Annotated in this window: 14 protein-coding genes; 7 read left to right on the top strand and 7 right to left on the bottom strand. The window is 63.6% G+C overall.

Annotated features, from left to right (window positions below; translation table 11 throughout):
- Positions 1–37: 37 nt before the first annotated feature.
- Genes DIE11_RS01360 through DIE11_RS01350 form a run of 3 tightly spaced genes read left to right on the top strand, consistent with a single transcriptional unit; the run spans position 38 to position 4,176 of the window.
- The gene (locus tag DIE11_RS01360; RefSeq protein ID WP_124621030.1) at positions 38–1,129 is read left to right on the top strand and encodes an HlyD family secretion protein; all 1,092 of its coding nucleotides are present in this window, start codon (positions 38–40) and stop codon (positions 1,127–1,129) included.
- Positions 1,130–1,142: 13 nt separating this feature from the next.
- Positions 1,143–2,717: a DHA2 family efflux MFS transporter permease subunit gene (locus tag DIE11_RS01355; RefSeq protein WP_124621028.1), complete on the top strand. Its 1,575-nt coding sequence runs from the start codon at positions 1,143–1,145 to the stop codon at positions 2,715–2,717.
- 16 nt (positions 2,718–2,733) lie between these two features.
- Positions 2,734–4,176, top strand: coding sequence for an efflux transporter outer membrane subunit (locus DIE11_RS01350; RefSeq protein WP_124621026.1), 1,443 nt, complete (start codon positions 2,734–2,736; stop codon positions 4,174–4,176).
- A 63-nt stretch (positions 4,177–4,239) separates the two neighbouring features.
- On the opposite strand, the gene DIE11_RS01345 is transcribed toward DIE11_RS01350, so the two are convergent.
- Entirely contained in the window at positions 4,240–4,650 is a 411-nt protein-coding gene (locus tag DIE11_RS01345) for a TIGR02594 family protein (RefSeq protein ID WP_124621239.1), read from the bottom strand.
- A 345-nt stretch (positions 4,651–4,995) separates the two neighbouring features.
- Between DIE11_RS01345 and DIE11_RS01340 the strand changes: the two genes are divergently transcribed.
- Positions 4,996–5,973: a hypothetical protein gene (locus DIE11_RS01340; protein WP_124621025.1), complete on the top strand. Its 978-nt coding sequence runs from the start codon at positions 4,996–4,998 to the stop codon at positions 5,971–5,973.
- A gap of 336 nt (positions 5,974–6,309) precedes the next feature.
- Here the strand turns inward: DIE11_RS01340 and DIE11_RS01335 are convergent, their stop codons facing one another.
- Positions 6,310–8,757, bottom strand: a complete 2,448-nt coding sequence (locus DIE11_RS01335) for a heavy metal translocating P-type ATPase (RefSeq protein WP_260437059.1) — start codon at positions 8,755–8,757, stop codon at positions 6,310–6,312.
- A 146-nt stretch (positions 8,758–8,903) separates the two neighbouring features.
- Positions 8,904–9,425: a hypothetical protein gene (locus DIE11_RS01330; protein ID WP_124621023.1), complete on the bottom strand. Its 522-nt coding sequence runs from the start codon at positions 9,423–9,425 to the stop codon at positions 8,904–8,906.
- 169 nt (positions 9,426–9,594) lie between these two features.
- Between DIE11_RS01330 and DIE11_RS01325 the strand changes: the two genes are divergently transcribed.
- Genes DIE11_RS01325 through DIE11_RS01315 form a run of 3 tightly spaced genes read left to right on the top strand, consistent with a single transcriptional unit; the run spans position 9,595 to position 11,608 of the window.
- Positions 9,595–10,257 carry a LemA family protein gene (locus tag DIE11_RS01325; protein ID WP_226114809.1) on the top strand — a complete coding sequence of 221 codons (663 nt, stop codon included), beginning with the start codon at positions 9,595–9,597 and terminating at the stop codon, positions 10,255–10,257.
- Positions 10,254–11,108, top strand: a complete 855-nt coding sequence (locus DIE11_RS01320; RefSeq protein WP_124621020.1) for a YgcG family protein — start codon at positions 10,254–10,256, stop codon at positions 11,106–11,108. The genes DIE11_RS01325 and DIE11_RS01320 overlap by 4 nt, the downstream gene beginning before the upstream one ends.
- Before the next feature lie 2 nt (positions 11,109–11,110).
- On the top strand, positions 11,111–11,608 hold the full coding sequence (locus tag DIE11_RS01315) for a TPM domain-containing protein (protein WP_124621018.1): 498 nt from the start codon (positions 11,111–11,113) through the stop codon (positions 11,606–11,608).
- A 679-nt stretch (positions 11,609–12,287) separates the two neighbouring features.
- Here the strand turns inward: DIE11_RS01315 and glmS are convergent.
- The 4 genes from glmS to DIE11_RS01295 form a co-directional block, all read right to left on the bottom strand.
- A complete protein-coding gene (gene glmS / locus DIE11_RS01310; protein ID WP_124621016.1) occupies positions 12,288–14,105 on the bottom strand; it encodes a glutamine--fructose-6-phosphate transaminase (isomerizing) in 1,818 nt (605 codons plus the stop codon).
- Positions 14,106–14,152: 47 nt separating this feature from the next.
- Positions 14,153–15,241 (bottom strand): hypothetical protein, encoded by a 1,089-nt coding sequence (locus DIE11_RS01305; protein ID WP_124621014.1) that lies wholly within the window; start codon positions 15,239–15,241, stop codon positions 14,153–14,155.
- A 91-nt stretch (positions 15,242–15,332) separates the two neighbouring features.
- Entirely contained in the window at positions 15,333–17,486 is a 2,154-nt protein-coding gene (locus DIE11_RS01300) for a hypothetical protein (RefSeq protein ID WP_124621012.1), read from the bottom strand.
- A gap of 309 nt (positions 17,487–17,795) precedes the next feature.
- Positions 17,796–18,566: a hypothetical protein gene (locus DIE11_RS01295; protein WP_124621010.1), complete on the bottom strand. Its 771-nt coding sequence runs from the start codon at positions 18,564–18,566 to the stop codon at positions 17,796–17,798.
- Between the last annotated feature and the right edge of the window lie 5 nt (positions 18,567–18,571).

Below are 18,571 nucleotides of genomic sequence, written 5' to 3'. Positions count from 1 at the left end.
CGGTCGCTTCAGTAAGTGCATATACATAGGTGATTCGATGGAAACGACCCAAGCCGCCGCCTCCCGCGAGGCAGCCACAACCGACCGGCCGGCAAGGCAGCAGCGCCGCGTGCCGTGGATGCGCATCGCGGTGGCCGCCGTCGTCGTCGCGGTCGCGGCCGCGACGCTCGACTGGCTGTTCGTGCTGCGCTTCCAGGAAAGCACCGACGATGCGTACGTCGGCGGCGACGTCACCGTGCTCGCGCCGAAGGTAAACGGCTTCGTCGACAGGATTCTCGTGACCGACAACCAGCGCGTGAAGGCCGGCGACGTGCTCGTGCAGCTCGATGCGCGCGACTACGATGCGAAGCTCGCGCAGGCGACTGCCGAAGTCGACAGCGCGCGCGCCGCGGTGGCCGAACTCGAAGCGAAGCAACAACTTCAATACGCGGTGATCGGCCAGCATGCCGCGGACAGGAATGCGTCGTCGGCAGAGCTCACGCGTGCGTCGTCCGACCGTGTGCGCTACCGCGAGCTCGTGAAATCCGATGCGGTGTCGAATCAGATCGTCGAACGCGCGGACGCCGATTATTCGAAGGCGGATGCGGCCGTCGCGCGCAGCGACGCCGCGCTGCTCGCATCGAAGCGGCAGCTGGACGTGCTCGGCGCGCAGCTCGTCGATGCGCGGGCCCGCGTGAACACGGCACTCGCCGCGCAACGGGTCGCGGCGCTCAACGTCGAGTACACGACGATCCGCTCGCCCGTCGACGGTTACGTCGGCAACCGCACGGGCCGCGTCGGGATGCTCGCGAACGTCGGCGTGCCGCTGCTGACGGTCGTGCCCGTGTCCGGGCTGTGGATCGACGCGAACTTCAAGGAAGACCAGCTGCGCAAGATGCGCGCCGGCGATCGCGTCGACGTCGCGCTCGACGCGTCGGGCACGCGTCTGCACGGCCGCGTCGACAGCCTGGCGCCCGCGACCGGTGCGACCTTCAGCGTGCTGCCGCCCGAGAACGCGACCGGCAACTTCACGAAGATCGTCCAGCGCGTGCCGGTACGCGTGCATCTCGATCCGCAGCCGGGCATCGAGCATGTGCTGCGTCCAGGCCTCTCCGCGGTCGTGACCGTGCATACCGACCACGCGAACTGAACGGGAGCCTGCGATGACCACCGCCTTTTCCGGCGACCCCGCGTCGCAACCGACGAAGCAGCGCGTCTTCGCGTTCGCGCTGATGTGCGTCGGCTTCTTCATGGCGACGCTCGACATCCAGATCGTCGCGTCGTCGCTGCGCGACATCGGCGGCGGCCTGTCCGCGAGCCAGGACGAGTTGTCCTGGGTGCAGACGGCCTACCTGATCGCCGAAATCATCGTGATCCCGATGTCGGGCTGGCTGTCGAGGGTGATGTCGACGCGCTGGCTGTTCGTTGCGTCGGCCGTCGGCTTCACGATCACGAGCATGCTGTGCGGGCTCGCGTGGGACATCAACTCGATGATCCTGTTCCGCGGGCTGCAGGGCGCGCTCGGCGCCGCGATGATCCCGACCGTGTTCACGACCGCGTTCGTGCTGTTTCCGGGCAAGCAGCGGCTGATCGCGTCGACGACGATCGGCGCGCTCGCGTCGCTCGCGCCGGCGATCGGGCCGGTGATCGGCGGCTGGATCACCGATCAATGGTCGTGGCACTGGCTGTTCTACCTGAATCTCGTGCCGGGCATCGCGGTGGCCGCGCTGGTGCCGCGCTACGTGCATATCGACGAACCCGATTTCAGCCTCATCAAGCGCGGCGACTATCTCGGCATCGCACTGATGTCGGGCTTCCTCGGCTGCCTCGAATACGTGCTGGAAGAAGGCCCGCGCAAGAACTGGTTCAGCGACGATGCGATCGTCATCTGCGCGTGGATCTCCGGCATCTGCGGCCTCCTGTTCATCGTGCACGCACTGACCGCGGAAGACCCGATCGTCGACCTGCGCGCGCTCGCCGTGCGCAACTTCGGGATCGGCAGCCTGCTGTCGTTCGTGACGGGCATCGGGATCTTCGTCACGGTGTTCCTGACACCGCTGTTTCTCGCGCAGGTGCGCGCGTTCAGTTCGCTGCAGATCGGCATCGCGCTGCTGTCGGTCGGTGCGTTCCAGCTGCTCGCGCTCTGCGCGTATGCATTCGCCGCACGCTACCTCAGCATGCGCGTGCTGCTCGTGTTCGGGCTGATCTGCTTCGGCCTCGGCTGCTACCTGTATACGCCGATCACGCATGACTGGGGCTGGCGGGAGCTGCTGCTGCCGCAGGCGCTGCGCGGCATCGGCCAGCAATTCAGCGTGCCGCCGATCGTCACGATGGCACTGGGCTCGCTGCCGCAGTCGCGGCTGAAGTCGGCGAGCGGCCTGTTCAACCTGATGCGCAACCTCGGCGGTGCGATCGGCATCGCGGTGAGCGCGACGATGCTCAACGACCGGCTCAACTTCCACTACCTGCGCCTGAACGAACACGTGAGCGCGGGCGAGCCGCAGGTCGCGTCGCTGCTCGACCGCCAGGCCGCGTACTGGACCTCGGTGGCCGGCAACACGCTCGATACCGCGCAGGCCGGCCTCGCGAACCTGCATCGCCTGATCTATCGCGAAGCGCTGACGCTCACCTATGCGGATGCGTACTACGCGCTGTCGCTGTGCTTCGTGGTCGCTCTGGTTGCCGTCGCGTTTTCCCGTCCCATCACCCTGAACGCGCCGCCGCCGGACGCGCACTGAAGCCAAGGTCGTCATCATGAAAAAGCTACTCGTCGCGCTGGCCGTCAGCGCATTCGCCGCGGGGTGTGCGGTGCAGCCCGCGCAGCACCCGGCGCTGCACGATTCCGTGCAATCGCTCGCGCCCGCCGCGTGGGACACCGACGTGCCGCGTGCGGACATCGACGCCGCCGCATGGTGGGCGCAGTTCAACGATCCCGTGCTCGACCGGCTGATCGCGACCGTGCTCGACGGCAACCTCGATCTGCAGGCCGCGGCCGAACGCGTGAAGCAGGCGCAGGCGCTGACCGTGCAGAAGCGCGCGGTGCTGCTGCCCGAACTCGACGCGACCGCGCGTGCGGCCGACGCGCGCCAGAACACGCCGCCGCCGCTCGGTTACGTGCGGCAGGCCGGCGCGGGACTCGCGCTGAGCTGGTCGCCGGACGTGTTCGGCGGCGAACGGCTCGACCTGCTGGCCGCGCAGGCCGAGCTGGTCGGGCAAAAGCACGCGGAAGACGCGATGCGGCTCGCGCTCGCGGCCGATGCGGCCTCGGCCTATGTCGACCTGCGCTGGGCGCAGCAGGAACTGAAGATCCTTCAGGACAACGCGGCGATCCGCCGGCATGCGCTAGAACTCACGCGCAAGCGGCAGGCGTTCGGGCTGTCGACGGAGCTCGACGTCACGCGCGCGCAGAACCAGCTCGATGCGCTCGAAGCGCGGATTCCGCCGACGCGCGCGCAGATCGCGCATCAGCTCAACCTGATTGCCGTGTATTCGGGCCGCACGCCCGAGTCGAACGACCGGATCATGCTCGCGCAGGCCGGCGCGATTCCGGCGCCGCCTGCCGGGTCGCCCGCCACGCTGCCATCGCAGGCGCTGCTGCGCCGGCCGGACGTGCTCACCGCCTACGCACAGGTCGAGCGGCGCGCGGCGCAGGTCGGTGTCGCGAAGGCCGAGCGGTATCCGAAGTTCTCGCTGAACCTGACGGACGGGATTCTGGCCGCGTCGTATCTCGGGTTGCCGACGCTGACCGATAACCTGTTCAGCGCGGCGTTGAGCGCGACGAGCCCGATCTTCAACGCGGGGCGAATCACCGCCGACATCACGCAAAGCGAAAGCCGAATGCGCGAGTCGGAACTCGGGTTGCGGCAGACGATGCTGCAGGCGCTGCGGGAAGTCGAGGACGCGCGTGCGAACCTCGTCAGCAGCGATGAAGCGACGCGGCGCCTCGACAGCGCGCTCTCGGCGTCGGACAAGGCGCTCGGGCTGGCGAACCAGCTCTATAAGGGCGGCGCGACGGATTTTCTGGACGTGCTGTCGGCGCAGGAAGTGTATCTGCGGGATTCGGATGCACTCAATCAGGTCCGGCGAGAGCATGCGCTGGCGGCGGTCGCGTTGTATCGATCGCTCGGCGGCGGGTGGAGCAGGAACGAGGCGGCGGGTGAAGCGCAGGCCGTGGCCGCCACCGCCGCGCAGGATTGACCACGGCCGCCGTGCGACGCCGGCGCCGTCGTCCGTGCGCGGGAGGCCGGGCGTGCGGCGCGATCAGCCCGCGTCCGGCCACCGGTAACCGATCACCTCGCTCACCGGATACGCAAGTTCGCGCACCTCTTCGAGCTGATTGCCGCCGAACAGGTGGACACGCTCGTCGTCGTGACGCAGATAGAATCCGACGTGCCCCTTCCAGCTCAACGGGTCGTCGCGCGTCAGAATCGCGATGCAACCGTACACCGGGCGCTCCAGCGGCCGCCCCCATTCGAGCCACGAACGCGCGAGCGCCGACCCCGTGCCGCGGATGCCGGCATGCGTCATGCACCAGTTGACGAACGACGAGCACCACGAAATCTTGTCGTCGTAGCCGACGAGGTTCGTGTGGTTGTTGTACTCGACGATGCGCGGATTGATGCTGCCGGGCGGGAAGCGGCGAATGCCCAGCTCGGCCAGTGCGACGGCCATCCACGGCGGATGGCCGGCTTGCGGGTTGCCCTCGGGGTTCGATCGGATCACGACGGTCTCGATGGAATGCGGGTGGAATATCGCTCAATCTTCGCACGAAGGCGTGGGTATGGCGGTGTCGGTTCGGGCCGCCCCGAGCGTACCGGTCGAGCATTGGGGTTCCGCCGTCACTACGAACGCCGTCGACTTTCCGGATTTCCGACACGGAAGAAAACAATCGGCCGGATTCTTTTGCATTCGTGCAGGGAACCCTGATTCCGGTGCGAGCCGTTCCGCCAGATCGATTACCATCCGAACGATTCGCCGATTTCCAAAACACATCCTACGAACAAGGGGCCACGCGCCATGACTACCCGCTCAGACGACGCGTTGCCGCCCCGCACTGACGACGCGTCGAAGCAATCCGCCCCGGACACAAGCGCAAAACCGCGAGTCATCACGCTGCCTGCACACCTTCGACAGATACCGACATGCAAAGGAATTCCAGATCGGTTCAATACCTATCTGCTGAATATCGGTTTCATGCTGTTTTTCGGCACGATGTTCGCTGGATTGCTCGTTGCGCCGTTCGACGATGCGTCCTCCTCGCGTGTCGGGTTCATCGGTTTCGTTCTATGGCTTTGCATTCTGGCCTGCCTCGCCTGGGCGGTAGTGATCGTGATTCGCGCGACGATGAATATCGGCGGCTGGTTTCAAGTCGACGCAACCGGCTTCCGATATGGCGTCGGCAAGCACTCGGACCAGGCGGCCCTGCAGCAGGAACGGTGCATCGAATGGCGTGAAGTCGTGCGGAACGAGGACATGTGCTGCGACGTTGACTTCAACCCGCCTTCCCGAGTGACCATGAGCCCGGCGAACTTCCAGTTCTGGCGACAAAGTGGGAAGCGCGAACCGGCGAAGCGATACACACTGCGCACGAGCCTCATGGATTACGACGCCGACGACGCCATTCGCTGCGTTCGCTTCAAGAATCGTCACGAATTGCTTGTCGCACTGCTGTGCGGCCTCGCACATCAGGGGTTGCGTTTCAATCCGAGCGCATTCATTGCCGCCGGAATTCATCCCGAAACGTGGCAGCCGCTCGCAAAGGCGCGACGCCCGGCCATGATCTATTTTGCGGTCGTCGCCGCACTCGGGCTGAGTGCCTTCTGGACATGGGGGCGCCTGTCGCTGCCATTTTCGCTGGCGATTCTGCTCGTCTCCTTCGCGTACTACTGGACCGAGGGCAAGTACGATTTCTCTCCGGACATCAAGCACTATCCACGCGATCCGATTGTGTTCCGGATCGACGGCGACACGTCTGCCTTCAACCCGGAATCGTAACGGCGCGGGCGATCGCGCATGAATCGCCTTCGTTCGCCGCTGCCGTCACGGGACCGCTCAGCCTCGCGCCGAGTGATCTCCCGAGGTACATTAATTCTGGTTACGCGTCACCGCTGGTTCTGATTGCGCCCGAGCGCTCTAGGCAAATCAATGACCTGCGTGACCGGGCCCGAAGACGTCCAATCCAACGCATGCTTGCGTGTGCACCGCGAACATCCGAACACTCGCTTTTCCAATAGTTCGGGTTGCATACGATACTAGTGGGAACTGCGCGGGCAGCCCACTGCGACGAAAGGTGTGCTGTCGTTATGCGACCGCCGCAAGCTGCGTGACAAGCTAAATCTTCGCGTTGCGCAGTCGCAGTGCGTTCGAAATGACCGAAGCGGAGCTTAGACTCATTGCAAGTGCGGCAATCATCGGCGAAAGCAGCAAACCGGTGAATGGATAAAGTACCCCTGCCGCCAGCGGAACCCCAAGTGCGTTGTATACGAACGCGAAGCCAAGATTTTGCTTCATGTTCGCGACGGTTGCCTCGGACAGCTCTCGAGCACGCGCGATACCGCGCAAGTCGCCCTTGACGAGGGTCACCTGAGCGCTGCTCATCGCCACATCCGTGCCTGTTCCCATGGCCACGCCGACATCGGCCTTGGCAAGCGCGGGGGCGTCGTTGATGCCGTCTCCGGCCATTGCGACAACGTGCCGGGCTTGCTGAAGCCGTGTCACCAGGTTGAGCTTGTCTGCAGGCTTCACCTCGCCATGGAATTCGTCGATGCCGAGCTTCCCGGCCACGGCCTTGGCAGTGACTACACCATCACCGGTCGCCATCACGACTCGAATGCCGTTTTCCTTCAACGTCAAAAGCGCTTCTGGCGTTGTCGTCTTTATCGGGTCCGCGACTGCCAGCAGTCCGGCCAAACTGCCATCGACCGCCAAGTACATGACACTGGCGCCTTGCGCGCGCATGCCGTCCGCCTCCCTCGCCAGCGATTCGACGGATACCGCGTCAGTCTGCATCAGCGCGGTGTTGCCAAGCGCAAGTTTCCTGCCGGCGACAAGTCCCCTCACGCCGATACCCGTAGCGGATTCAAAATTTTCCGTGCGGTCCAAAGTCAGCTTCTTCTCACGGGCAGCCGCAACGATGGCCGCAGCAAGCGGATGCTCACTACCTTGGTCGAGACTCGCCGCCAGACGAAGTACTTCGTCGGTTGTGTATCCGTTTGTGCCCACGGCTCGCTCGAACGCTGGACGCCCCTCTGTCAACGTCCCCGTCTTGTCGACGATGAGCACATCGACCTTGCGCAGATTTTCGATCGCGGCCGCATCTCGAAAGAGAATCCCGGTTGTGGCTCCTTTGCCGCTTGCTACCATGATGGACATTGGCGTCGCAAGCCCCAGCGCGCAGGGGCAAGCAATGATGAGCACCGCCACCGCATTGATGAGACCGAACACCCAGCTGGGCTCCGGCCCAAAGATGCCCCACACGAAGAATGTCAGAAGAGCGGCACTGACGACGCCGACGACAAACACGCCGGCCACCTTGTCGGCCATACGCTGCAGCGGGGCACGGGACCGCTGCGCCTGCGCGACCATCTGCACGATTTGCGACAGGACAGTCTGGGAGCCGACCTTTTCCGAGCGAATGACGAGACTGCCTGTCGCGTTCATCGTTGCGCCGATGACGTGGTCGCCAACGCGCTTCGTGACGGGAATGGGTTCGCCGGTAATCATGGACTCGTCGAGCGAACTCGAGCCATCCGTCACCACGCCGTCCACGGGGACTTTCTCGCCTGGCCGCACGCGAAGCAGGTCTCCCACATGCACATGGGACAACGGAATGTCTTCCTCGGAACCATCCGGGTTGATGCGTCGGGCCGTCCTGGGTGCGAGCCCGAGCAGCGCCTTGATGGCCGCGGATGTTTGCGAGCGGGCCTTCAGTTCGAGCAACTGCCCGAGAAGCGTCAACGAAATGATGACTGCCGCTGCTTCGAAATACACGCTGACCCGGCCGTGCGCACGGTACGTTTCAGGAAACACGCCGGGGAAGATGGTGGCGATGACACTGTAGATATAGGCCGCCCCCGTCCCGAGCCCGATGAGCGTCCACATGTTGGGGCTGCGGTTCACGAATGAGCGCATGCACCGCTCGAAAAACGGAAGGCCCGCCCACAGGACGACTGGCGTGGAGATGAGGAACTCAACCCAGCTTTCGGTGCCGGCTCCCATCAATCGCAGGCGATGGCCAAACATCGCCAGCACGAAAACGATGACTGTCAGTGGCAACGTCCACCAGAATCGGCGTCGAAAATCGACCAGTTCCGGATTCTCGCCTTCGTCGATACCGGGCAGAACCGGCTCCAGCGTCATGCCGCACTTCGGACATTGCCCAGGATGGTCCCGGCGAATTTCCGGGTGCATCGGGCACGTGTAGATGGTGCCCTCAGGCACTGCTCGTGGCTGCTCAATGGTCGAGGGCTCGACGTACCTGGACGGCGCAGCCTGGAATTTCGTCAAGCAAGCCTGGCTGCAGAACGCGTACCACTTGCCATCGTGTTCGCAGCGCAAGCTTGACTCATCGGCCACCGTCATTCCACAGACGGGGTCGCGAAGCGAATCTGCGGGTCGAACGTGCTCATCCTGGCCATGTTGGTGAGGCGCATGCGCGTCGTGTCCGTGGCCGGCGGATTGGTCGTGCTTGTCCGTCTCGCGTGCGTGATGCTCGCCCGATGACAAGTGCTCAGAAATCCGTGGGTGATCAAGCTTGTCTTCGCCGGGTTGGCCGCTCATTTGACGCTCCTTTGCTCACCCGTTCCGCTTCCATCGAGGCTCTTCGCCCTGCGCGTTCGATATTGACGTGACGGCCGTGCTACGACGTGAGTTACCTTTACCGAGGCTAGCCGGTACCTCGGTTGCGTACAGTGCGTACTATATTGTCAAATCATCAGAGGGTGCCACCGACGACGGAGCAATGTGTCGGGCATCATCATCTGCATCATATCCATGCGCATTTCCATACTCCCCTGCCGCGATGACATCGGCATACTGGACGAGTAAGCACTCGTCATTTCCATCATGCACATGCCGTTTTGCATGACTTTCATTTGCTCGTCCATCAGGGCAACGCGTTCTTGAGGCGTCTTGGCGTTCGTCATCTTTTCGTGCATGACGCGCATGACCTGCATTTGGTCGTCCGCTTCGCGGTTTGACTTGATCGGCGCTTTTTCGGCTGCTTTGTTCGGATGATGGGCATCGTCGGCAGCCGCCGGCGTACCAGCGATTGCAACGGCACTGACCATGCTAACGGTCGCAATTGCAATTGCGAGTTTTTGCGGGAATGCCGCCTTGTTCTCCGCGAGCATGGTTCTCGAGCGCTGGTCGAACCCTAGAATCACTCTATGCCGACGCCCCTTCGATGGCTTGACGTGGCTCAACGGATCACGCACCGAATTCTTCATATGTATCGGGGCCGTGGAGCCGACATGCGACCGAGACGGTGCATCACTCCGGGCACGCTCGACAATGCAGCATTGACGTGCATCAACCCTGCGACCGCCGAGCTACATACGATAGGCAGTGCACCGGTGAGCGGCGGAATGCCGGGGAATACAGGACAGAGGCGCGTCCATGTCGACAAATTTCGCAGCAATCTCCACACGGCGCCGTCTGGCCCGCGCACTTCTGACAGGCGCATTGGCGCTGAGCCTGCTGTCTCTCTCAGGGTGTGGCTATAACGCCATCCAGAGCGAAGACGAACAGGTGAAGGCCAGTTGGTCAGAAGTTCTAAATCAGTATCAACGGCGTGCCGACCTTGTTCCCAACCTCGTCAACACAGTGAAGGGGTACGCGGACCAGGAAAAGGAAGTGCTGGTCCGTGTGACTGAGGCCCGGGCGCAAGTGGGTTCGATTCGCGCCACGCCCGAACTCATTGCCGACCCGCAGGCTTTCGCAAAGTTTGAAGCGGCACAGGGGCAGCTCACGTCGTCTCTGTCACGTCTGCTGGCGGTATCGGAGAACTATCCGCAATTGAAGTCGGATGCGAACTTCCGCGACCTGCAGGCGCAGCTCGAGGGTACGGAAAATCGCATTGCCGTGGCCCGCAATCGATACATTCGCGCCGTCCAGACGTACAACACGACGGTACGCTCCTTCCCGAACAATTTGACTGCAAAGGCATTCGGCTATCTGGAACGTCCCAACTTCTCGGTGAGCAACGAAGCCGAGATTTCCAAACCGCCGCGGGTCGACTTCGGTTCGACGCCGGCATCTGCAGGCAGGGGTTCCAATTGAACGTGTTCCGGCTGGCGACGGCCGTCGTCTTGGCTTTCTTTGTCTTGGGGGCTGCCTGCGCCCATGCCGACGTCGTTGTCCCGCCGCTGACATCGAGAGTAACCGACGAGACTGGAACCCTGACCAGCGACCAGATGGCCAGCCTTGAGAAGACGTTGAGAGAGTTCGAGGCGAAAAGAGGAGCGCAGATTTCAGTTCTCGTCGTTCCGACCACGGAGCCCGAAACCATCGAACAGTATTCGATGCGAGTCGTCGAGCAATGGAAGCTTGGGCGCAAGAATGTCGACGACGGCGCGCTCCTGATTGTCGCCAAGAACGACCGAACGCTTCGAATCGAGGTCGGATACGGCCTCGAAGGCGTGCTCACCGACGCGACGAGCAATCGCATCATCAACGAGGCGATAGTTCCGCGGTTCCGAAACGGAGATTTCTACGGCGGCATCACTGCCGGCGTCGACGACATGATGCGCGTCACCAGCGGCGAGCAGTTACCTCCGCCGCAGCGGCGACATCAGACGAGCGACGGCGCCGGACGGTTGCTTCCGGTCCTCTTCCTCCTGACGGTCATGGCGGGCGGCCTTCTGCGCGCCATGCTCGGGAGACTGCCGGGTGCAGCCGTTACGGGCGGAGTCGTCGGAGTGCTCGCATGGGTTTTATCGGGGGCGCTCTTTATCGCCATCGCGGCAGGACTGATGGCGCTGCTCTTCACGTTGCTGGGCGGCGGGATGGGAGCGGCGGGTGGGCGCTTCATTGGCGGTAGCGGTGGCCGTTTCGGTCGTGATTCGAATCGCGACATTTTTCGCGGAGGCGGCGGAGGCTTCGGCGGCGGTGGCGCATCGGGACGGTGGTGAGCATGGACCTGAAACGCCTGTTTCGGCATCTTTTCACGACCCACTGGCGGGTCAACAGCGCATTCTCACGGCGGGAGCTTATCGCTATTGAAGAGGCTGTACGTATGAGTCATCGCGCGCACGTAGGTCAAGTCAGGTTTGCTGTAGAGGGTGCGCTGCACATCCGCGCATTGTTGAAGGGCACATCTGCGAGGGACCGTGCCATCGAGGTTTTCTCGGACCTCCGGGTTTGGGACACCGAGCACAACAACGGCATTCTTATCTACCTGCTTCTTGCGGACCGCGACGTCGAAATCGTCGCGGACCGAGGCATCCACGCCAAGGTGGATGGCCGCGAATGGGAAGCGATTTGCCAGGCCATGGAGGCGCACTTCCGGCAAGGCCGTTATCGGTCCGGTGTTCTGCGAGGTATCGAGCAGGTGACCGAGCTGCTGCAAAAACACTTTCCACGTCACGGCCCGCGGCTCGATGATCTTTCGAGTGCGCCCGTCGTGATGTGAGTTCCGACGCTTGACATCGGTTCTCTTCTCGGGCGGAAATCGGCAGCATCAGCGCCCAAGAGATGTCTTGTTGCCTTCCCGATCGCGCGTTGTCCTGTCCGTCAATTCGGGCCAAACCCCTTTGCCAGTAAGGTGTAAAGGAGAGTGCAACGGATTGCCGTCCGCCGAGGTGGCTGACTATCGCTTTTTTTGTGCCAAGCGTTTTCGACGCTTTCTGCTGTATTCGCTTCCTGCAGCTTGCGTAACGCATTGTCCGAGTACCTCGGATGTCGCTGACTACCACACTCGAACACCAGCATGTTTGCCGGGTTCGGATCCACATCGACGTAGTCCCGTAGAGCCTTACACTTTTGGGGCGGCAAGCTTTAGATTCTCTGCCACGTGTTGATGACTTAGGTAGTATTTCTTCTGAAAGTCGCCTTCGCGAATGGCTGCCGCCGCATCGGGATGCATCGCCTGAAACAACGCGTACGGGAGCGCCTTGTTTCTTTGTGAACCGCACCTTGACGGTTGGGCCTTCGCCAGCGACGTCGCTGGCTAACCCGTTGACATTAGTTCTGGTTACGCCTTGTCGGGCAACGCTCATCGCCAGGCAGGAGCCTCTGTAACCGAAACCGAAACGAGGCCCCGTAACCGAAATTGATGCAACTCAGCAGTCTCGTCGACGTCGCACCGCCCGCTACTCCACCGTCACCGATTTCGCCAGGTTCCTCGGCTTGTCGATATCCGCGCCGCGCAGGCAAGCGGCGTGATACGCGAGCAGCTGAAGCGGCACGACGTGCAGGATCGGCGACAGCAGCCCGTAGTAATCCGGCATTCGCAGCACCGACACGCCTTCGCTGTTATCGATCCGCGTATCGGCATCGGCGAATACGTAAAGCTGCCCGCCCCTCGCCCGCACTTCCTGCATGTTCGACTTGAGCTTCTCGAGCAGCGCGTCGTTCGGCGCAATCGTCGCGACCGGCATTGCGTGCGTCACGAGCGCAAGCGGCCCGTGCTTCAGCTCGCCGGCCGGATACGCTTCCGCGTGGATGTACGAAATCTCCTTCAGCTTCAGCGCCCCTTCGAGCGCAATCGGGTAATGCAGCCCACGCCCGAGGAACAACGCGTTCTCGTGCCGCGAGAATTCCGCGGCCCAGCGCTCGATTTGCTGTTCGAGCGTGAGCACATCCTCGAGCGCGCTCGGCAGCCGTCTCAACTGCGTCGTATAACGCGCGAGCTGCGCATCGTCGACGTAGCCGCGCAGCCGACCGAGCGTCACCGCGAGTATGAACAGCGCGACGAGCTGCGTCGTGAACGCCTTGGTCGACGCGACGCCGATTTCCGGGCCCGCGCGCGTGAGGAACCGCAGGCCGGTCTGACGCATCATCGCGCTGGTCGGCACGTTGCAGATCGCCAGCGTATCGATGTGGCCGAGCGCCTGCGCATACTTGAGCGCGGCGAGCGTGTCGGCAGTCTCGCCGGATTGCGACACGCTGACCACCAGCGTATTCGGCAGCGCGAGCGCGTCGCTGTAACGGTATTCGCTCGCGATCTCGACCTGCGCGGGCAGCCGCGCGATCGTCTCGAGCCAGCGGCGCGCGGTCAAGCCGGAATAGTGACTCGTGCCGCACGCGAGAATCAGCACGTTGTCGATCTGTTCGAACGCGCGCGCGGCATCCGGGCCGAATATCGCCGGATCGAACAGCCCCGCATCGGGAATCGTCGCGGCCACGGCCTGAGGTTGCTCGAAAATTTCCTTCTGCATGAAATGCCGGTACGGCCCGAGCTCGACCGCGGCCTGCGCCGACGAGACGGTCTGGATCGGGCGATCGACCGGCGTGCCGCCGCGCTCGAGGATTCGCACACCGCCCGGCGTCAGTTCGACGATGTCGCCTTCCTCGAGAAAGATGAAGCGATCGGTGATGCCGGCGAGCGCGAGCGCGTCGGACGCGAGAAAGCATTCGTCATCCTTCAGACCGACGACGAGCGGCGATCCCACCCGCGCGCCGATCAGCCGCTGCGGCTCATGCTTGCTGAACACCGCGATCGCGTAGGCGCCGTGCAGTTGCGACGTCGCATCGCGCACGGCGGCGAGCAGATCGCCGCGATACTTGCTGTGGATCAGATGGGCAACGACCTCCGTATCGGTCTGGCCATCGAACTGGTAGTTCTCGTCAGACAGTTGCCTGCGCAACGTTTCATGATTCTCGATGATGCCGTTGTGCACGAGCGCGATTTCGTCGCGCGAGAAGATCGGATGCGCATTGCAGGTCGCGGGCGCGCCATGCGTCGCCCACCGGGTGTGCGCGATGCCGGTGCTGCCGGACAGCCCGGCGCTGCGCACGTGCGCGTCGAGATCGGCGACGCGCGACACGCTGCGCTCTCGGCGCGCCTGCCCGTCGACGACGGTCGCCACGCCGCATGAATCGTAGCCGCGATATTCGAGGCGGCGCAAACCTTCAATCAGAATCGGAACGATGTTCCGTTGCGCGACCGCGCCGACGATGCCACACATGACACGTCTCCTTCCCTGTTTCCGTTCATCGACCGTGCGCCGTCGTGTCAGCGCGATCCGGTCACCGTTACCTCCGCCGTCGTGAACCCGCATTTGGCGGGTGCGAGCGGATCGGTCATCCGGCTTTCGAATGCCAGGTACAGCGCTTCCTCCAGTACGTTCCAGTGCGCGCCATGACGGTACGGGCCCGAGCGCGCATACCAGCAGGCGACGGTGCTCCAGTCGTTCATCTTGTAGGCGACCAGCGCGATCAGCCCCCACGGAAAATCGGAGCCGGCGAGTTGCATCCAGGTCTTGCCGTACTTCTGCATCCACTGCGCATAGATCGTCTCGTTCGACTGGTCAGGCACCTGGATGCCGGACAGGATAGGAAAGATCTGCGCGACTTTCGCCGGATAGAAGCTCGTGTCGCTGATCTTCTGCGTGCTCGCGCGAAAGCCGGATTGCGTGCCGCGCCAGAACACCTTGACGATCGCGGACGACAGCCGGTCGGCACGCTGGCTCCACGGCCCCGCATGCACGTAATCGGCGCGGCGCACGTAATACGCGGCGAGTGCCTGGAACGCGCTGTGCACCTCGACGTTATCCATCAGCAGCGCGACATGCAGCGACGACGAAATCTGATAGACGCCGCTCGCCTTGTCGAGCAGCGTGTCCAGGTGCGCGCCCGCGCGGTTCAGGCTGAGTTCCCAGGCCGCCGGCATCCCGTCGGGCGGCGCAAAGCGCGCGAGCAGCTCGATCCAGGTCGCCATCATCGCGTCGTCCGCGTCGGCTTCCGCGCACGGGCTGGTCAGTCCGCTCTTCACGCAGAAGCGGTCGAATCCCCCGTCCAGACGCTGGCGTGGCAACACCCATGCGATCCATGCGAGTGCCGCCTGGCGGGCATCCATGCGGGTGTCGGCGGCGGCAAGCAGCGCCTTCGCCGCGAAATATGGATCGATGCCGGCGCCGTTCAGGCGCACGGTGATCGCACCGTCCGGGCGTTGATACAGCCCGTTCAGCTGAAGTTCGGCGGCGCCGGCGTGCAGCACGGAGCAGCACGCGGCGACGCAACAGGCAACGCGCCACGCATGGCACTGCCTGACGAAGGCCGCCACGCACGCGCGTGCGGCCGGGAAAAGCGCGGGCCGGTTCATGATGGGGGGGCTCCTGCGCGGTAGTCCTGCGCAATTCGCCGGGCGCGGCGTTGGCCGCGTCGCGCGCCGGCGAGTGTATCGATGTTGCGGCTCAGTGCACCTTGGCGCTGGTGAACTTGAGGCTGGTGCCGCTATTCGCCGTCACGAGCCAGTACGTCGAGTCGGTGATATTCACGCTGCCGCTACCTTGCGTGATGATCGGTAACGCATACGCAGCCTTCGGCAGCAGCCACGTCATGTTCGTCAGGCTCGTCGGGTGGCTGGCCGAGAATGCCCAGCCGCTGCCCGTGTCGGTGGCCGACCACGTGACGTTCAGGCGCGCCCGGTCGAAGATCGTAATGTCGCTCATCGTGTACCAGCGGAACTGTCCCGCGAGCTTCAGCATATTGGCTTGCGTGAAGATCGCGGACAACGTCGACGGGTAGAACGACGCGCCGTACGGGTGCGCATAGATCAGCCGGCTCGTGTGGTTCGCGACGACGAAGTTCATCAGCGCGGCGTACCAGTTGTTCACGTCGGTCGTCGGCACCGCGTACTGCTGGAATTCCTCGAACGTCGCGTACTTGCCGAACGGCATCACGGGGTAAGCCCACAGGCCCGGGTTCAGCAGCGCACCGTTGCGATATGCGCGGGTCGGTGCCGAACCGGTGTGACCGGTGAAGTAGTACCCGTTGAAGCCATTGCTTTCGAGCCAGTTCACCGACCAGGTCGGCGTGTTGCCTTCCGGCGCCGCGTACTCGACATCGGGCAGGGCCGTCGCGGCCTGAACGGCCTGGTGGTTCATCACGAGGTACTGCGTGAACGTGCTCGCGTTCGTTTCGCTCGCATTCGCCCCCCAGTAGTCGTGAATCCAGCCGCCGTGGCTGCCGACGCGATGCCCCCTGCTGGTGAAGTACTTGAGGAGATTCTGCGCCGTCGGGTTGTTGGCGAGATTGATGCCGTCGCCGTCGCCGAAAGTCGCTTCGTCGGGCCCGGCAGTGACCACGATCGAGAACGGTCCGTTGTTCCACACGCCGAGGCTCTTCAGATAGAGCGCCGGCTGGATCTGGTCGCCCGCGCAGAAGTGCCAGTTGAACACGAGCCCGGCCTGCGCCTTCGGCAGCGGCGACAGCGACGGCAGGTTCAGCATCTGCGTGCCGAAATAATGCAGGTAACCGTGGATCAGCATCCCGTCGGTCTGGCCGTCGAGGTAGGCGAGCGGAAGGTTGACGAACAGCACGCCGCCGTTGCCGTACGGGTTGTAGCCGGACACCAGCCCGAAGTTCGGCGACGTCAGGATCGTCGTGCCCGAATACGTGCCCTGCGTCACGAAGCTCGGATAGGTCAGAAAGCCGTACACGTAGCCGGAGATGCCTTCGAGCGTGTCGGTGGTGGCCAGCGTGGACGCAAGCGCGGTCGACGTCGTGCCGGTCGAGGTGCTCAGCAGCGAACCGGCGCTATACGTGGTGGTCTTCTTCAGCTTGCCGGTCACGGTGCCGGTCAGCTTCGGCAGCGTCTGGGTCAGCACGCCGCTGCCGGTGGGCGGCGTCGTGTACTGGAACCATGCCTGGTGGTTGTAATTGGCGAGGCCGCCCGGGTTCGACGGGCTGGCGGGCAGGAACAGCGCGTTGGTGCCCGACGTCGACGCAGACGTCTTCGACGAGCCGGAGCTGCTCGTCGATGCGAACGACGTCGTGGGGCTGGCGGCCGTGGTCGCCGAATTCGTCGTCGTCCATGCCATCGACTTGCCGGGGGGCACCTGCAGCGTGCGCAGCCAGCTGCTCATGCCGGTCACGTTGCCGAGGCCGATCATGTTGCCGCCGTATTGGTCATACAACACGTAGTCGACGCCGACCATGTTGCTGAAACGAGACTTCGGGCTCACGTAGAATCCGGCCGAATTCAGTACGCCGAAATCGTAGACGAGCATCACCTTGCCGCCGTTCAGCGCGTAGTTCTGGATCGCCGTCACGAGCGTGTCGTCGGCCGTCGTATGAACCTGGTCCGGCAGGATCAGGCCGGGATACTGCGACAGCGACGACCCGGCGGCCATGAACTGGCTGTCGGTCATCACCTTGATCTGCAACCCTTCCTCCTGCGCGGTATCGAGCCACGCGGACACGCGAGGATCAGGCAGCGTCAGCGTGTCGGGCACCAACAGGAGAAGCTGGTTGGTGGCCGCCCGAACGCCGCCCGGACCGAACGCGAACGCCAGCGCGAACAGCGCGAATAGTATCCGCAAGAACTTGCCTGACTTTGCCAACATGGTGTGCTCCTCGCTCAAGGAATGGGTGGCGCCACAGCAGCGATGAGCGTGCCGCCAGCTCGGCCCACCTTGCCCGGTAGATGTGTGCGGTTGCCCAGTTCGTCGAACATCGAGAGACGTCGGCCATCGGCGGCCGAGCCGTCTTTTCCGTTGGAAACGAATCGATGCGACGCAGGAAGAGAAGCGAACAACGTGCCATTGGCTCCGGAAGCCCTGTCGTGCTCGCTCCGTGCGTCGCGTGCCGTGCGGTGCGGCAAAAAACGCGGCCGATTCGTTTCACCACTGATACGGCGGCGTTTTCACGCCCCATCAGCGCGAATCATCGGACGGATTCGTCAGCGAGCCGGGCCAGCTCGCGCAGTAGGTGTAGAGCGTGACGAGCAGGCCGATCAGCAGCGGGCCGCCGAGGAGGAAATAGCAGAACGGCAGGAACAGCAACGAGCCATGGTGGATGACGACCGCGTGCAGCAGCATCACGAACGGCAGCGCAAACACGAAGTAGCCGACCACGAGAAGCGATGCGGCGATCTTCTGCAGCGGCGTGAAATCGAGCGGATAGTACAGCGCCGCCATCACCAGCGGAATCAGCGTGATCGCCGCGCCGTGCAGCACGAACATGTCACGCAGATGCAGCATCGGCACATACGGGAACGCGCCCGGTGCGAACCAGAAATACGCGCAGATCAGCAGCTGCGTGAAGCTCGCGATACGTAACAGATATGCAACGGGCAACCAGTTCGCACGCCGGAAGAACGACGCGCCGAAGCCGATCGCGCATAGCACGGCGGTCACGGCAAGCTGCGTGCCGCTCGGCATTCGCGCGGCGAGATCGATCGACAGCAGCAGTACGCGCGGCGCATCGGGCGGGTAGCCGATCACGATCACGTGCAATGCCGGATCGATCTCGTGCGCCCCCCACGTCATGACCGCGCGCCAGTAGCGCCACGCGAACGGCAGACCGAGCCACAGCAACGCATAGAGCGTCGGGGTCAGCAGCACGATCGACATCAGCCAGCGCTGCGGATGCGGGTGGATCCGCAGCGAACGGTCGACGGAAGGACGGACGGGATGCGTCTGCATGGCGT

The organism is Burkholderia sp. Bp9012, assembly GCF_003853825.1.
GTDB classification, from domain to species: domain Bacteria; phylum Pseudomonadota; class Gammaproteobacteria; order Burkholderiales; family Burkholderiaceae; genus Burkholderia; species Burkholderia diffusa.
This window is presented reverse-complemented; position numbering and strand designations above follow the sequence as displayed.

Bases quoted from the DNA above. Each gene is read 5' to 3' on its own strand.
- DIE11_RS01315 (WP_124621018.1), top strand. From the start codon at position 11,111: ATGGACCTGAAACGCCTGTTTCGGCATCTTTTCACGACCCACTGGCGG.
- DIE11_RS01295 (WP_124621010.1), bottom strand. From the start codon at position 18,566: ATGCAGACGCATCCCGTCCGTCCTTCCGTCGACCGTTCGCTGCGGATC.
- DIE11_RS01300 (WP_124621012.1), bottom strand. From the start codon at position 17,486: ATGTTGGCAAAGTCAGGCAAGTTCTTGCGGATACTATTCGCGCTGTTC.
- glmS (WP_124621016.1), bottom strand. From the start codon at position 14,105: ATGTGTGGCATCGTCGGCGCGGTCGCGCAACGGAACATCGTTCCGATT.
- DIE11_RS01305 (WP_124621014.1), bottom strand. From the start codon at position 15,241: ATGAACCGGCCCGCGCTTTTCCCGGCCGCACGCGCGTGCGTGGCGGCC.
- DIE11_RS01340 (WP_124621025.1), top strand. From the start codon at position 4,996: ATGACTACCCGCTCAGACGACGCGTTGCCGCCCCGCACTGACGACGCG.
- DIE11_RS01330 (WP_124621023.1), bottom strand. From the start codon at position 9,425: ATGAAGAATTCGGTGCGTGATCCGTTGAGCCACGTCAAGCCATCGAAG.
- DIE11_RS01345 (WP_124621239.1), bottom strand. From the start codon at position 4,650: ATGGCCGTCGCACTGGCCGAGCTGGGCATTCGCCGCTTCCCGCCCGGC.
- DIE11_RS01325 (WP_226114809.1), top strand. From the start codon at position 9,595: ATGTCGACAAATTTCGCAGCAATCTCCACACGGCGCCGTCTGGCCCGC.
- DIE11_RS01350 (WP_124621026.1), top strand. From the start codon at position 2,734: ATGAAAAAGCTACTCGTCGCGCTGGCCGTCAGCGCATTCGCCGCGGGG.
- DIE11_RS01355 (WP_124621028.1), top strand. From the start codon at position 1,143: ATGACCACCGCCTTTTCCGGCGACCCCGCGTCGCAACCGACGAAGCAG.
- DIE11_RS01360 (WP_124621030.1), top strand. From the start codon at position 38: ATGGAAACGACCCAAGCCGCCGCCTCCCGCGAGGCAGCCACAACCGAC.
- DIE11_RS01335 (WP_260437059.1), bottom strand. From the start codon at position 8,757: ATGAGCGGCCAACCCGGCGAAGACAAGCTTGATCACCCACGGATTTCT.